Origin of the sequence: Kitasatospora sp. NPDC058184, from assembly GCF_042883725.1 — a bacterium.
Lineage (GTDB): Bacteria > Actinomycetota > Actinomycetes > Streptomycetales > Streptomycetaceae > Kitasatospora.
This window is the reverse complement of record NZ_JBHVVE010000007.1, coordinates 46,388-60,578: the sequence shown is the minus strand read 5'-3', so window position 1 is coordinate 60,578 and position 14,191 is coordinate 46,388. Positions and strand designations below refer to the sequence as shown.

The 14,191-nt window shown below is 72.3% G+C and carries 16 protein-coding genes, 1 pseudogene and 1 riboswitch; of the genes and pseudogenes, 9 read left to right on the top strand and 8 right to left on the bottom strand.

What is annotated here, in order from left to right; all coding sequences use genetic code 11:
- Positions 1 to 73 precede the first annotated feature (73 nt).
- On the top strand, positions 74 to 925 hold the full coding sequence (locus ACFVXH_RS15340; RefSeq protein ID WP_387823643.1) for an NAD(P)H-binding protein: 852 nt from the start codon (positions 74 to 76) through the stop codon (positions 923 to 925).
- A gap of 201 nt (positions 926 to 1,126) precedes the next feature.
- Here ACFVXH_RS15340 and ACFVXH_RS15335 read toward each other — a convergent pair whose 3' ends face one another.
- The 3 genes from ACFVXH_RS15335 to ACFVXH_RS15325 form a co-directional block, all read right to left on the bottom strand.
- Entirely contained in the window at positions 1,127 to 1,561 is a 435-nt protein-coding gene (locus tag ACFVXH_RS15335) for an ester cyclase (protein ID WP_117486781.1), read from the bottom strand.
- Between the two features lie 157 nt (positions 1,562 to 1,718).
- Entirely contained in the window at positions 1,719 to 2,261 is a 543-nt protein-coding gene (locus tag ACFVXH_RS15330) for a GNAT family N-acetyltransferase (protein ID WP_387823641.1), read from the bottom strand.
- Between the two features lie 83 nt (positions 2,262 to 2,344).
- Complete coding sequence (locus ACFVXH_RS15325) at positions 2,345 to 2,947, bottom strand: TetR/AcrR family transcriptional regulator (RefSeq protein ID WP_387823639.1); 603 nt, start codon at positions 2,945 to 2,947, stop codon at positions 2,345 to 2,347.
- A 137-nt stretch (positions 2,948 to 3,084) separates the two neighbouring features.
- On the opposite strand from ACFVXH_RS15325, the gene ACFVXH_RS15320 reads away from it, so the two are divergent.
- The 5 genes from ACFVXH_RS15320 to ACFVXH_RS15300 all read left to right on the top strand — a co-directional run bounded on the left by ACFVXH_RS15320 (position 3,085) and on the right by ACFVXH_RS15300 (position 6,694).
- The gene (locus tag ACFVXH_RS15320; RefSeq protein ID WP_387823637.1) at positions 3,085 to 3,951 is read left to right on the top strand and encodes an NAD(P)H-binding protein; all 867 of its coding nucleotides are present in this window, start codon (positions 3,085 to 3,087) and stop codon (positions 3,949 to 3,951) included.
- Between the two features lie 105 nt (positions 3,952 to 4,056).
- A complete protein-coding gene (locus ACFVXH_RS15315) occupies positions 4,057 to 4,800 on the top strand; it encodes a GNAT family N-acetyltransferase (protein ID WP_387823634.1) in 744 nt (247 codons plus the stop codon).
- Between the two features lie 569 nt (positions 4,801 to 5,369).
- On the top strand, positions 5,370 to 5,939 hold the full coding sequence (locus ACFVXH_RS15310) for a DUF6434 domain-containing protein (RefSeq protein ID WP_387823631.1): 570 nt from the start codon (positions 5,370 to 5,372) through the stop codon (positions 5,937 to 5,939).
- 36 nt (positions 5,940 to 5,975) lie between these two features.
- Positions 5,976 to 6,116 carry a hypothetical protein gene (locus ACFVXH_RS15305; RefSeq protein WP_158077807.1) on the top strand — a complete coding sequence of 47 codons (141 nt, stop codon included), beginning with the start codon at positions 5,976 to 5,978 and terminating at the stop codon, positions 6,114 to 6,116.
- 32 nt (positions 6,117 to 6,148) lie between these two features.
- The gene (locus ACFVXH_RS15300; RefSeq protein ID WP_074006461.1) at positions 6,149 to 6,694 is read left to right on the top strand and encodes a hypothetical protein; all 546 of its coding nucleotides are present in this window, start codon (positions 6,149 to 6,151) and stop codon (positions 6,692 to 6,694) included.
- 60 nt (positions 6,695 to 6,754) lie between these two features.
- Here ACFVXH_RS15300 and ACFVXH_RS15295 read toward each other — a convergent pair whose 3' ends face one another.
- Entirely contained in the window at positions 6,755 to 6,970 is a 216-nt protein-coding gene (locus ACFVXH_RS15295) for a hypothetical protein (RefSeq protein WP_074006460.1), read from the bottom strand.
- A 41-nt stretch (positions 6,971 to 7,011) separates the two neighbouring features.
- A complete protein-coding gene (locus ACFVXH_RS15290) occupies positions 7,012 to 7,410 on the bottom strand; it encodes a hypothetical protein (protein WP_143204771.1) in 399 nt (132 codons plus the stop codon).
- Positions 7,411 to 7,669: 259 nt separating this feature from the next.
- Here ACFVXH_RS15290 and ACFVXH_RS15285 point away from each other — a divergent pair.
- Positions 7,670 to 7,960 (top strand): annotated as a pseudogene (locus ACFVXH_RS15285) (SMI1/KNR4 family protein); the annotation flags it as partial.
- Between the two features lie 50 nt (positions 7,961 to 8,010).
- Here the strand turns inward: ACFVXH_RS15285 and ACFVXH_RS15280 are convergent.
- The gene (locus tag ACFVXH_RS15280) at positions 8,011 to 9,018 is read right to left on the bottom strand and encodes a GlxA family transcriptional regulator (RefSeq protein WP_387824242.1); all 1,008 of its coding nucleotides are present in this window, start codon (positions 9,016 to 9,018) and stop codon (positions 8,011 to 8,013) included.
- A gap of 79 nt (positions 9,019 to 9,097) precedes the next feature.
- Between ACFVXH_RS15280 and ACFVXH_RS15275 the strand changes: the two genes are divergently transcribed.
- Both ACFVXH_RS15275 and ACFVXH_RS15270 read left to right on the top strand, forming a co-directional pair.
- The gene (locus tag ACFVXH_RS15275; RefSeq protein ID WP_387823627.1) at positions 9,098 to 10,063 is read left to right on the top strand and encodes an NADP-dependent oxidoreductase; all 966 of its coding nucleotides are present in this window, start codon (positions 9,098 to 9,100) and stop codon (positions 10,061 to 10,063) included.
- Between the two features lie 102 nt (positions 10,064 to 10,165).
- Positions 10,166 to 11,419 (top strand): threonine/serine exporter family protein, encoded by a 1,254-nt coding sequence (locus ACFVXH_RS15270; RefSeq protein WP_387823624.1) that lies wholly within the window; start codon positions 10,166 to 10,168, stop codon positions 11,417 to 11,419.
- A 183-nt stretch (positions 11,420 to 11,602) separates the two neighbouring features.
- On the opposite strand, the gene ACFVXH_RS15265 is transcribed toward ACFVXH_RS15270, so the two are convergent.
- Together ACFVXH_RS15265 and ACFVXH_RS15260 are read right to left on the bottom strand one after the other, a co-directional pair.
- Positions 11,603 to 12,316, bottom strand: a complete 714-nt coding sequence (locus ACFVXH_RS15265; protein ID WP_049657219.1) for an IclR family transcriptional regulator — start codon at positions 12,314 to 12,316, stop codon at positions 11,603 to 11,605.
- 202 nt (positions 12,317 to 12,518) lie between these two features.
- Positions 12,519 to 12,660: riboswitch (SAM riboswitch) on the bottom strand.
- An 85-nt stretch (positions 12,661 to 12,745) separates the two neighbouring features.
- Positions 12,746 to 13,879 carry a hypothetical protein gene (locus tag ACFVXH_RS15260; RefSeq protein WP_159028589.1) on the bottom strand — a complete coding sequence of 378 codons (1,134 nt, stop codon included), beginning with the start codon at positions 13,877 to 13,879 and terminating at the stop codon, positions 12,746 to 12,748.
- Positions 13,880 to 14,191: the final 312 nt, after the last annotated feature.

Sequence of the window (14,191 nt, the reverse complement as noted above, 5' to 3'; positions counted from 1 at the left end):
AGCTCGCAACTCACCCCTCCCATACGGCACTTCACGTCCACAACAAGGTCCACACCAAGCAGGAGGTTCCATCATGGTGGCAGTCGTCTTCGGCGCCCGCGGCAACGTCGGTCGTCACGTGGCCGACGGCCTGCTGGCCGCTGGCGAGCAGGTCCGAGCAGTCAGCAGGACCCCGGTCGCGCACGCGGCGCCCGGCTACGAAGCGGTCGTCGCCGACCTGGACCGTCCCGAGACGCTGCCGGCGGCGCTCGACGGTGCCGACAAGCTGTTCCTGTACGGAATGCTCGACCCCCAGAAGCCCTACGACATCGAGAAGGTCACCGCGGCGGCCGCGGCGGCCGGGATCCGGCAGGTGGTCCTGCTCTCGTCGGTGGCGGTCGTCCTCGACCCCGCCGCCGACCACCCGGTCGCCCGCCTGAACCGCACGATCGAGCAGGCCGTCCAACGGTCCGGCCTGGCCTGGACGTTCCTCCGGCCGGGGACGTTCGCGACCAACACCCACACCTGGTGGGCCGAATCGATCCGCACCGGCAACGTCGTCCGCCTCCCCTACCCGCTCGCGCAGTCGGCGCCGGTGCACGAGAAGGACATCGCGGCGCTGGCGGTGACCGCCCTTACCGAACCGGGCCACTCGCACCAGGCCTACACCGTCCACGGGGCCGAGTCCCTGACCCTGCGACGCCAGGTCGAGCACATCGGCGAGGCCATCGGCCGTCCCATCCGGGTCGAACACGTCTCCCACGAGCAGGCCCGCGCGGACGTCGCCAGGACCATGCACCCGGTCGTGGCCGAGGCGATCGTCGGCCAATGGGCCGCCGCCGACGGCGTCGCGGCCGTGACCTCCGTCATCGCCGAGAAGATCACCGGCGCCCCGGCGCATGCCTACGCCCAGTGGGCCGTCGACCACGCCGACGACTTCCGCTGAGCCCGTCGTACCGACCGGGCGAAGTGTCGGGTCATCACCAGCACGGCGCGAACTGCCGAGGGTGGTCTTCGCGGGCGGCGTCCCGTCCGCGAAGGCCACCCTCGTGTGTGCGCGTCTGCGCGAGCCGCCGACAGATGGTGGACGCCGCCGCCGACTTCGTCGCCAGGAGCACCGCCTGAACTGCTCCGAGAGCCCCCCGAGTTATTCCGGGGGCCCGCCGAGCGGCGGGATCACGTCCAGTTGCTGGAGGAAGCCGAGGACGTCCTTGTCCGACCACTTCTCGGCGAGCTTCCCGTTCTCGATGCGGTGGATCACCGTCGCCGTCATCGTGATCGGCCGGCCGGTCGCCGGGATGCCCGGGAGGTCCCCCACGCACATCCCACGGCCCGTCAGCCGGGTCACGACCTTGTCGCCCTCCGCGATCTGGTCCTCGATCTCGTGGACTCCGGGTGTGGCCTCCCAGAACAGCCGGAACGCCTGCTTCAAGCCCTCCCGGCCGGCGGCGAGCCCCGGGAACGGCGGCGGCGAGTGGTCCTGGTAGTCCTCGGCGACGAGGTCGTCCATGGCATCCAGGTTGCCGGCGTCCACCTCCTGGTAGAACCGGCGGACCAGCCTCTTGTTCTCTTCGATGGACATGGGCACCTCTCCCTGCGTACGGTCGCGCCGCCGGAGCGGCGCACGACGCCCGCATCGTCGCCCGCCCGCTCCCCGCGCCACGCCCTCGGCACGCGCGGCCGCCGTGGACGTTCACCCGGAAAGCAGCCGTGCGGAAAGCAGCCGTGCGGGCCCGCCGTCAACGGGCAGTTGGGACGTACTGGTCCGCCGACAACGCGAAGACCCGTACCCGCCGGCCGCCGGTGGGATTGACGGTCTCGCGCTCCAGCCGCATCCCCAGCTTGGTCATGATCCGCTCGGAGGCGTCGTTGCCCACCTGGGCGATGCTGACGATCCGCTCCAGCCCCCGCTCCTCGAAGCCGAACCGTACGGCGGCCGCGGCCGCTTCGGTGGCCAGGCCCCGCCCCCAGTGGGCACGTCCCAGCCGCCAGCCGACCTCGACCGCCGGCAGCACCTCCGGCAGGTAGGAAGGCACCGAAAGGCCGGTGAACCCGGCCAGTTCGCCGGTGGAGCGGATCTCCACGGCGAACAGGCCGAAGCCCCGCGCCTCCCACTCCCCCTCCCACGCCCGGATCCCGTCGCGGGTCTGCTGCTCGTCACGGACGCTGCCGTCACGGATCCACCGCATGACCTCGGGGTCGGCGTTGACGGCGGCCATGGGCGCGACGTCCTCCTCGCGCCAGCGACGCAGGATCAAACGGGAAGTCTCAAGCCTGATCATCCGATCATTCTGGATCGCCGAGAGGCTCTCCGCCAGCGTCGCCGGGCACCGAGGGAACTTGTACGAAGGCCGCATCCGGGCCGCTACCGCAGGCAGGCGAAGGCCTGGTCGGCCTCGGCGACGGCCTCGGGCCGCACGTCGCGGGCGCTCCGCCCGTCGGCGATCTTCTGCCAGTTGGCGCGGGCGAGCACCCGTTGGACCGCGATCACCTGGGCCGCCCTCAGCCGCGCCTGGACGTCCGGGCCCGGGTCCAGGGCCTCGGCCAGCGCCTGCTCGTCCGCGAGCATGTACTGCAGGAGCCGTCCCGCCAGGCTCGGCGTGGTGAACACCAGACGGTGGAAATCCACCACCGCGGGATGGTCGTTGAGGCCGGTGACGGGTTCGAACCGATCGAGGCCGTCCAGGAAGTGCGCGTGCAGTGCCGCCATCGGCGAGACGTCGGACGGGCGGTCGCGCACGACGCGCGCGGCCTCGCCCTGATGGTCCGCGAACCGCTGAAGGACCAGGTCCTCCTTGGTGGGGAAGTACCGGAAGAGGGTCGGCTTGGAGACCTCGGCCGCGGCGGCGATGTCGCTGACCGAGACCTGGTCGAATCCGTGCGCCAGGAACAGTGAGACCGCCGCTTCGGCGATGGCGTCACGGGTCCGCGCCTTCTTGCGGGCGCGCAGCCCCGTCGGCTCGATCACCTGAACAGCATAACATTAGTGACCAGGTTGCATTTTTAACCGAGTAACGATTTCCTGGAGGAGTGACCAAGCCGAACAGCACACAAAACGCCGCACGAAACACCGCACGAGACACCGCGCGAACCCCCATGCCGCCGGTGCTCGTCACCGGGGCCACCGGCCGGATCGGGCGCGGAGTCGTCGACGAACTCCTCACCGCGGGCGTGCCGGTCCGCGCCCTCACCCGTCGTCCCGAAGCGGCGGCCACGCTGCCGCCCGGCGTCGACGTCGTCACCGGCGATCTCACCGTGCCCGCCTCCCTCGACGGGGCGCTGCGGGGCGTCGGCGCCGTCTTCCTCCTCTGGACCGCACCGCCGCCGACCGCCGCGGCAGTCGTCGAGCGCCTGGCCGCCCACGCGCAGCGCGTCGTCCTCCTCTCCTCACCGCACCAGACACCCCACCCCTTCTTCCGGCAGCCGAACCCCATGGCGGTGCTCCACGCCGAGATCGAGCGGCTCATCGCGGCCACCGGCCTCGAATCGACGATCATCCGACCGGGGATGTTCGCGTCGAACTCCCTGGCCTGGTGGGCACCGGCCATCCGCGCCGGCTCCGTGGTCCGCTGGCCGTACGGCGCCGCCGAGACCGCCCCCGTCGACGACCGTGACATCGCGGCCGTCGCGGCCCGGACCCTCTACGAGGACGGACACGCCGGCGGCGACTACGTCCTCACCGGCCCCGAGTCCCTGAGCCAGGCGGCGCAGGTGGAGATCATCGGGAACGTCCTCGGACGCCCGACCAGGTTCGAGGAGCTGTCGCCGGACGAGTTCCGCGGCGCGATGGACGGAAAGGCACCGCGCCCGGCCGTCGACATGCTGCTCAACGCCTGGGGCGCGACGATCGGAAGGCCCGCGTACCTCACCTCCGCGGTGTCCGACATCCTCGGAGTACCGCCGAGACCGTTCGCCCGGTGGGTCGCCGACCACGCCGAAGCGTTCAGGCCGGGCCCGACCCCGTCGACCTGACCTTCGCCCGAGTCATCGCCCGAGCCGTCGGTCGGGTAGCGGGGGCCGCGTCGGCCGCCATAGCGTGGCGGGTCAGGACAGCACCGGTCCGGCGGGAGGGACGACATGGCAGGGACGGATCCGCGGTTCGCCGCCTACGCCCCCGACCCGGCCGAACGGCACGCACCCGTGATCGCGGTGGTGGCGGAGGCCACCGAGGACGACGTACCCGCGCTGGCCGAGTTGCAGGCCCGGGCGCGCGGCGGCTCGGCGGACGAATGGGCGGACCGCATCCACCGGGCACTTCGCGGTGAGCGCAGCCTGGTCGTCACCGCGAAGGTGTCCAGCGAAGCCGTCGGGTACGCGAGTGCGGCCTACCTGCCCGCGCACCCGGCGGACGGCGCCCCGGCCGGCCACTACCTGACCGGCGTCACAGTGGATGCCGCCTGGCGGCGCCGGGGCCTGGCGAGGCTGCTGACCCGGCGCCGGATGGAATGGGCCTGGGAAAGGGAGTCGACGGTCTGGTGCTTCGTCTCCGCCAGGAACCGCGCCTCGCTCGACCTGCACCGGGAACTCGGCTTCGAGCAGGCGGAGTTCGGCGCCTCCTTCCAGGGCATCGGGTTCGCCGGCGGCAAGGGCCGGCTCCTGCGGGCGGACCGGCCGCAACCGCCCCCGCCCGACCTCGCAGGAACGTCCCGTGAGAGCCTGCCCGAACGCCACGGTCCAGGCCCCGGGCCCATCAGCACCTGCGATGCCACCACGCCAACCCGGCGTCCGCCGTCGGCTCATGATGCGTCCGCCCGAGAAGCACCGCGTCCAGGCGATCCAGCTGAACCCGGAGTTCGCCGGCAGCCCTTGGCGGAAGCATGAACAGAGCCTCCTGCAACGTGTCCCGGGCCCAGCCCGACCCACAGCACGGACAGGTGAACTCGGCCTCCCACCGCCTCCACCGGCGATCGGTGCCGTGGACACGCACGGACCAGACGCTCAGCGCCACAGACACCATGCCCGGAGCCAACCGCTCCCGCTCAAGCACACGGACGGCGGCGTTGGCCGCCCCCGAAAGACCCGGGACATCGCGATACCGCACCCAGGGTCTCCCCCAGCCGCGTACGCGCGGCCGAAGTGAAGCCGGTGTTCTACGCGGCATGGCCCCTTCGAATGCACGTCATGGATGACATCATCCCATGCCCCGAGATCGACCCGGTAGAACCCGGACTCGCCGGACATCAGGATTGAAGGAATTCCCGACGGCTTTCAAACGGTCAAAAACCAGGTGCGGATACCCCGGCACGCACTCCTATACTCGTGCGAACTCACGCACAGCACATCACCATCTGCAGATCCGAAGCGGCGAGGGCGGATTCGGGGTTTTCCACACCGCGCCACAGGTTCCTCCATGAACCACCGGACGTACACCACCCTCCTATCATGGAGGCATGAGTTCGCATACGGGCACTGAGATCCGACCGGAGCCGAGCGCGGCACTGAGCGGGAACGAACTGGCCCGCTGGTACTGGACACTGACCGAACTGACCACGCTCGCCCGGGAACTCGGCGTGCCACGCGGCGGCGGAAAGGCAGCACTGACGGAGCGGCTACGGGCCGCACTCGACGGCGCCGCCCCACCCGCCGCCCCACCCCGCGCACGCAAAGCCGGCCGCCAACTCGCCGCACCGGTGGACGGATCCACCGTCATCCCCGAGGGCCAGCGGTGCAGCCAGGTCCTGCGCGAGTACTTCCGCCGCGAGATCGGCCCGGCCTTCCACTTCGACGCCCCCATGCGCACCTTCATCGCCGAATCCGCCGGGCGCACCCTGGCCGACGCCACCACCCACTGGCACACCACCCGCCAGGCCGCCGCCCAACCCCAGGACATCGGCCCACAGTTCGAACTCAACCGCTTCCTCCGCGCCTGGCACACCTCCCACCCGGCCGCCCCCCACACCGAAGCCCTCACCGCCTGGCGCACCCACCGCGCCCACCCCCGCAGCCCGGCCACGGGGTGACCGGCCCCAAGAGGCCGGGGAGCAGGGCTCGACGAGGTGACCGCCATCGAGAGCATCATGGCTGCCGCCGCGCAGAAGCTGGAGGCCATGCGCGACCGGGCAGCACAACCGTCCGCGGTCCACCTCGGCATGCCCGACATCCGACGCGACACCGGACGAAGCAGCGCAAACGTCTAGAGATCCTTCCCATCGGATCCTAAGCTTCGCGGATGACCTATGAAGAGTTGTGCTGGGAACCGATAGCGGCGCTTCCAGAAGGCGAGCCCGAGACGTCCTTCGGTGGGCGTTGGGAGGACCGGCTCTGGTTGAACGTTCCTGGCCCCTTCTATACCGGGATCGCCGATAACTGTTGGACGGGCCGGCTACACGCACCACGTCATGTACTCTACGGCGGCGAGTACTTCGGTGAATATGTGTATCGCCAGCCGGCGACCACGGCCGAGGTCCTGAACCTGGTGACAGCAGCCCAGGAAGATCCGTACCGCGGCTATGCCTGCGACGGCAACAGCCGATGGACACCCGAGGCTGTTCGGGACTGGTGGCTCGACCGTGGGCGGGTCACCGAGTACCTGGAGTCCCTCCTGCCCACATGGTCATCCAGCGACAGGTCTGACGAGAGGGAAGCCGCGGAGGGGCTGAGGGACTTTGCCGCCTACATCACTGAAGGGCTCCGCGCGGACCTCCGGAAGTACCTCTTCCGGCTTCAAGAGGGCTGCTACCCAAAGAACTCCGGACCACTGCCTGAGCTCCGATAGGCAATGACGGCCTTGGGGAGACCGGCCAACGGTGCGAGGGCCAGTTGACGATCGCTGCGATCAGCGGCAGATCCAGTAGCTGTTTCGGGCCGGATGCCTGCGTCGCTGACCGGTCGGGCACGTCACAGCAATGGTGCCGTCCTCGTACGAGACTCGGTCGCCGACCGCGACGAATACCGACCCGTCCAGTTCGACCCGGAAGTCGGGGCGGAGCAGGAACTCGCTGACCAGCAGCATCCGCGGCACCGGGGTGACACCGTCGAAACTCACGCGCATGAGCCGAGCATCGCAGAGGGCACGGCGACATCTCCATGTGCCTACGGACGCTCAATAGCATCCCCTGGAAGGACGAACGGGTCCTCCGGTCCGAAACAGCCGTAGTCCTGCAACGGCATCGGATCGTCGAGCACGACCTGCCTGCGTTCGCCCGCAGGCGAAAGACCATCCGAACGATCAAAAGTCCGTTGGCCGGGAAGGCCGGCGAACGTGTTCGGCGCATCGGCTGCAAGGTGGCCGAACCGCTCCAGCAGGACGAACACAGCTTCATGGACATCGTTGACGATCTCGGACGCGGTCTCCTCGGTGACATCGGGAGACAGTTCGCGATACGCCTGGCGGGCCGAGGCGAGGAAGCGCTCGGGATCAACGATCACCACGTCCTGGCGCGTCCGAACGCTGATCGTCATACCCGCTGTCGGGACCGTCGGTTCATCCACCCCATCAACGTACTCGTTGCCACACCAGCAGTGACAGCCCCCGTCGCCCACCACGCACCTCGGCTCGTTCGCGTGCCATCAGAAACAGGTACTCACGTTGTCGCTCAACGACTTCGTCGGGCGAGACCGATGAGGGACCCTGTTGACCGGCAGAGCCAGTACAAGAGCCGATTCAGCGCCACGTAGTAGTGGAAACCGACCCATCCGTTCTCTTTGTCGACGACCTGGGGTGCGCCGTCCCGGCATCCCCACCACCATGGGCGGCAGGGGATTCAGCCGGGCCTACCGTCCCACCCGCCGTGGTGACCTGTTCCTACACGTCATCGAACGCGGCTGCAGCGATCTCGCCCTCGTCGGCATGACCGGCCCTCTCGCCGGGCGCGTGGTCGTCGGCAACGCAGACGGCTTCTGGGGTCCGAACGTCTCCTCGGCCCCGGACTTTCTCGCCTGGTATGAGCGGTGGCTCGATCACATGGCTGCCGGACAGGACAGCCGGGCTCTGGAGCTCACCTCGCCCCGGCTCCTCGCTCGTCGATTCGGCGGCGGCTGACGACTCGACGTGGGAAGTCGGGCCTGCCGACTTCCCGCGTCGGGCGGTGGTCAGGCCGGGGTTGGGGGGCCGGGGTGGCCGCGGAAGGTGGTGCGGTAGGTCTGGGGGGAGACGCCGATCGCGGCGTGGAGGTGCTGGCGGAGGGAGGCGCCGGTGGCGAAGCCGATCTCGGTGGCGATGCGGTCGACGGGGAGGTCGCTGGTCTCCAGCAGGTGGCGGGCGCGGTGGAGGCGTTGCTGGATCAGCCAGCGGCCCGGGCTGGTGCCGGTCTCGTCCTGGAAGCGGCGGGCGAAGGTGCGCGGGCTCATCCGGGCGTGGGCGGCCAGCTCGCGGAGGGCGAGCGGGCGGTCGAGGTGTTGGAGGGCCCAGGCCTGGGTGGCGGCGGTGCCGTTGGCGCCTTCCGGGGGCACCGGTTGTTCGATGTACTGGGCCTGGCCGCCCTCGCGCCAGGGCGGGACCACGCACTGGCGGGCGACCTGGTTGGCGACGGCGCTGCCGTGGTCGGAGCGCACCAGGTGGAGGCAGACGTCGAGGCCGGAGGCGGCGCCCGCCGAGGTGAGGATGTCGCCGTCGTCGACGAAGAGCACGTCGGCGTCCAGGGCGACCCGGGGGTACATCCGGCGGAAGGCCGGCGCCAGGGCCCAGTGGGTGGTGGCGGGGCGGCCGTCGAGCAGGCCGGCGGCGGCCAGCGCGAAGGCGCCGGTACAGATGGAGACGATGCGGGTGCCGGGGCGGATCCGGGCGAGGGCCGCGCGCTCGGGCTCCGGCAGGTCGGCGGTGGCGCGGCGCAGGGCGTACGGCGGGATGACGACGGTGTCGGCGCTCTCCAGGGCCTCGGGCCCGTGCCCGACGGTGATGGTGAAGTCGGCGCTGGTCGCGACCGTCCGGTCCTCCGTCGCCGCGCACGTCACCACCTCGTACGCACCCGGCACCCCGGGGAAGACCCGGTTGGGGATGCCGAGCTCGAAGGGGTAGACGCCGTCGAGGGCGAGGACGACGACGCGGTGCGGCGGCCGGGCGCCGGGGCCGCCAGAACCGAGGGGACCACAGGGTTCCATCGCAGGCATGGCACGATTCTATCGGTCTTTGGCAATCTTGCCATTTCGCTGGTCAGGGGCGCGGCCGCAGGCTGGATCCATGACCACGAACTCCATGAGCACGAACACGATGCGGGCCATCACCCAGACCGCCCTCGGCACCCCGGACGTCCTCCACGAGGCCGAGGTCGAGCGGCCCGTGCCCGGCGTCGGCCAGGTCCTCGTCGCCGTCCACGCCGCCGGGGTCAACCCCACCGACTGGAAGCACCGCGACCGCGGCTACTTCCTCGGGCAGCCGCCGTTCACGCTCGGCTGGGACGTCTCCGGCACCGTCGAGGCGGTCGGCGTCGGCGTCTCGCTCTTCGCCCCGGGCGACGAGGTGTTCGGCATGCTGCCCTACCCGTACGGCGCCGGCGCGCACGCCGAGTACGTCGCCGGCCCCGCCCGGGCCTTCGTGCCCAAGCCCGCCGTACTGAGCCATGTCGAGGCCGGGGCGCTCCCGCTGGTGGCGCTCACCGCCTGGCAGGCGCTCGTCGACACGGCGGGGCTGCGGCCGGGGCAGCGGGTCCTGGTGCACGCGGCGGCCGGCGGCGTCGGGCACGTCGCCGTGCAGATCGCCAAGGCGCGCGGCGCGTACGTCATCGGTACGGCGTCCGCCGCCAAGCACGACTTCGTCCGGGGCCTGGGCGCGGACGAGGTCATCGACTACCGCACGGCCGACTTCGTGGCGGAGGCCCGCGACATCGACGTGGTCCTCGACCCGCTCGGCGGCGACGACCGGCTGCGCTCCCTGGAGACCCTCCGGCCCGGCGGCGTCCTGGTGTCGATCCTGCCCCAGGGGATCGACGAGGTGGCCGAGCGCGCCGCCGAGCTGGGCGTGACGGCGAAGGCCCTGCTGGTCGAGCACGACCGGGCGGGCATGGCCGCGATCGCCGCTCTCGTCGAAGCCGGGCGGCTGCGCCCGCACGTCTCCGCCACCTACCCGCTCGCGGAGGCCGCGAAGGCCCACGCCGAGGGCGAGACCGGCCGGGTCACGGGCAAGCTGGTCCTCACCGTCCGCCCGTAGCGGCGTAGCGGCTACCTGGACCCCGGGAGCAGCAGGCGCTCGGGAAGCGAACAGACCGGGGCAGATTCAGACCGAATCGGGCAGGGTGGGACGATACCTGCCATGCCTAGCAAGTCTCCATCGGTCCGGGACACCGACGCCCCGCCCGACCCGCTCTGCCGTCTCCTGCTCGACCTGGGCGAAGCCCTGCTGGGCGGCGGCCTGCCCGTCCATGAGGTCGAGGACGAACTCCGTGGACTGGGGCGGGCGTTGGGCGCCCCTGAGGTCCAGGTCGCCGCGCTGACCAACGGGCTGTTCGTGGCCCTGGACCCGGACGGCGCCACCAGGTTCCAGCCGCTCGGCGGCACCCTGCGGTTCGAGCAGACGGCCGACGTCCTCGACCTGGTGCACCGGCTGCGGGCGGGCGAACTCGACGGGCCGCGGGCGCGCGCCGAGCTGGACCGGATCCGGCGGGCGCCCGCCCGCTGGCCCGCGTGGGTGGCGGACTTCGGGGCGCTGCCGGTCGGGGTCGGGGTCTGCATCTTCCTGCAGCCGGTGGCGGCGAACGTGCTGGCCGCCGGGCTCGGCTCGCTGATCGTGGTGGGCCTGACCGTGCTCGCCCGGCGGCGGCCGCACCTGCGGCCGCTGCTGCCCGTCACGGCCGGCTTCCTGGTCGCGCTGCTGGTCCTGGCACTCGCGCGGGCCTCGCTGCTGGACGGGCCGCTGCGGACGATCGTGGCCACCCTGGCGATCCTGCTGCCGGGCGGACTGCTGGTCACCGGGCTGTCCGAGATCGCCGCCGGCGCGGCCAACGCGGGCACCGCCCGGCTGGTCTCCGGCGCCGTGCAGCTGACGCTGTTCCTCGCCGGGGTGGCCGCGGCCGCCACCGCGATCGGCATGCCGTCCACCGCGCTGGCCAACGTGCAGGTGGCCAAGCCGAGCTGGTGGGTGATCGCGCTGGGGCTGGCGATCGCGGTGGCCGGGGTGGTGGTCAACGTCCACACCCCGCCCTCGGCCATCCCGTGGATCGTCGCGGTAATCGCGGTGAGCGTCACCGCCCAGGTGGCGGTGGGGTCGGTGCACGGCGCGGCGATCGGCGGCCTGGCCGGTGCCGTCGCCGCCGCGGTCGCGGCCACCCTGGTGCACTGGCTGCCGGGCGGTCCGCTCTGGCAGGTGCTCTACCTCCCGGCGTTCTGGATCGTCGTGCCGGGCTCCTTCGGTCTGCTGAACACCGCGCAGATCGAGGTCGGCAACGGGGCACAGTCGCTGCTGGCGGCCGTCTCGGCGGTCTTCGGGGTGTCGATCGGCACACTGATCGGCGCGGTGATCAGCCGGATCCCCCGCCCCAGCCTCACCGGCCTGCCGCACCGGGCCTGAGCCGGTCGGAACCAGGCCCGAGCCGGGCCCGAGCCAAGCCGGACCCGGGACCGGTACGGGCCGGAACCGGGCCCCGGGGCGCGCGGAGGTGCGCCCCGGAGCCCGGAGTCTCGGAACCCGAGGTTCGGAACCCATGACCAGGGAACCCCGGAACCTCGGAATCCGAGAGCCTCGGAGCCCCCGTCAGGGCTGGCGCAGGGCCTCGGTGAGCCGGTGGGCCGCCTCGACGACGGCCTGGGAGAGCTGGGCGCCGGGGTGGCGGCTGAGCCGTTCGATCGGCCCGGAGACCGTGACGGCGGCCACCACCCGGTTGGACTGGCCGCGGACGGGCGCGGCGACGGAGGCGACCCCGACCTCGCGCTCGCCGACGGACTGGGCCCAGCCGCGGCGCCGCACGCCGCTCAGCGCGGTGGCGGTGAAGCGGGCCCCCTGCAGGCCGCGGTGGAGGCGCTCGGGCTCCTCCCAGGCGAGCAGGATCTGGGCGGCGGAGCCGACCTTCATGGGGAGGGTGACCCCCACCGGAACGGTGTCGCGCAGGCCGGTGAGCCGCTCGGCGGCGGCTACGCAGATCCGGACCTCGCCCTGCCGCCGGTAGAGCTGGGCGCTCTCGCCGGTGGCGTCCCGCAACTGGGCGAGGACCGAGCCGGCCGCGGCCAGCAGCCGGTCCTCGCCGGCGGCCGCCGAGAGCTCGCCGAGGCGGGGGCCGAGCATGAACCGGCCCTGGACGTCCCGGCTGACCAGGCGGTGGTGTTCGAGTGCGACGGCCAGCCGGTGGGCGGTGGGCCGCGCCATGCCGGTGGCCGCGACGAGGCCGCCCAGGGTGGCGGGCCCGGCCTCCAGGGTGCCGAGGATCGAGGTGACCTTGTCGAGCACGCCGACGCCGCTCGTGTTCTCCATGGGATGGGTACTCCAGTCTCAAGGCCCGGGAGCAGCGGGTCCGCGCTGCTCACGGCGGCTCCTGGCGGGGAGCCGGGGGGTGTGGTCAGCGAGGACAGGCCGGAGAAGTCGGCCGATTGCCTGCGCCGGGCACGAGACGGGTACGCGAAAGGACCGGGGCGGGAAGCGCCCGGGCGAAGGACAGCACAGAGAGCACCGTGTCTCCTCATCTTTCCCGCGCCACAGTGGCGACAGGCCGGAGTTGGCACTGCCCCCGCCAACACGGCGCGTACTTCGGACGCCGGGTCGAACGGGGAGTTGCCGGGGCTTCGTAGGGCCGGTCCCTCCACCCCTCTGGATGATTCGCCAGGAACGATACAAGACATCCGGGGCGGGTCGGCAAGTCCCCCCGCCCTCGACCCGCCCTCGACCACGCCCCGCGGGGCCGGCTCAGCGGTGGCGCGGCCCCGACAGGCCGGTGCACGGGGCCCCGTCCGGGCTGCCGGGGAGGGTCGCGTCCCAGGCGTGCAGGGCGGCGAGGGCGGCGGTGCGCTCGCGGTCCGTGGGCCGGGTGCCCTCGGGGCCGAGCAGGTAGTCGGCGACCGGGGTGAGCAGCAGGGTGGCGTCGCCGGCCGGGAGCAGCAGCGCCTCGTCCCACTGGTGCCGGATGACGGTGCGGCGCAGCAGCGTGCCGTGGCGCGGCGAGGTGCCGTGGCACGGCGGGGTGCCGGCAGAGGTCCGGCGGCGGAGTTCGGGGGCGACCTCGGCCTCCAGGACGGTGCGCACGTCCCGCAGGGCGCCGAGCGGCACGTGCTCGGCGGCGAGGTCGAGGAGGGCGGCGGCCTCCGGGGCGAGCCGGTAGGCGGCGACCACCGCGGCGGTCTCGACGGGCTCGAAGGGCTGCCCGGCGAGCCGGGCCACGTCGATCACGTCGCCCGCGAGGAAGGTGCGCCCGAGCCCTTCCTCGGCGAGGGCGATCAGGCATTCGACGTGGTCGTCGGCGGCCAGGTAGGGGCGGACCGGGACGGTGGCGAGGTCGCCGGGGAGCGCGGCGGTCGCGACCCGCACCTGGTACCACGGGTCGAGCAGCGGGTCCCCGGCCGGCCAGCGCAGGGTGACGGCGGTGTGCCGGGGGCGCTCGCCGAGCAGGGTGACCTCCACGGACTCCACCGGGTGGTCGGTGACCAGCCGGTTGACGGCCTGCCAGAGCGAGGCCTCGGTGGGGCTGACGAGGCTGAGCTCGGCCAGCGGCCGGGGCAGGTCGGGCGGGTAGTAGCCGGCCAGCGGCAGGTCTCGGATGGGGCGGACCCCGGTGGCGTCGGCGAGGTCGCGGGCGACCCGGGCGTAACACTCGACCCGGTCGCGGGCGCGCCGCAGCTCGTCCCGGGCGTGCGCGCCCATCCGGACGTCCTCCCGGGCGAGCGCGGCGAGCACCAGGTACGGGAGGTGGCGCTCGCCCCGGGCGCGGTGGAGCAGTTCGACGGGTCCGCAGGCCGGGTCGACGTCGAGCAGGCGGTGGAGCAGGTCGGTGTCCAGTCCGCCCTGCCGGTCCGTGGCCCGGTCGGTGCTCAGGTCCGTGCTCAACGCCGTACTCGGTTCCGCGTTCGGATCCGCTTTCCGGCCGGTGCTCAGGTCGCTGTTCCGGTCCGTGTTCATGGGCGTCCGCCTCCGAGAGCCGTGGGGGTCGCCGGTCGGCGGCCGGGCGACCGGGGACGTGGCGGGTCCGGCGGTGATGGGCCGGGCCGACTGCGGGCGCCACATCACCGATTGTGGCGACGGCCGATCAACACCGGATCACCACCGGGTCGACGATCTCTCGACATCCCGCCAGGTCCCGTGGGTTGATAGGGACTCACCAATTCGGGGGTGGCACGTGCGGGCGGGGGCGAGCACATG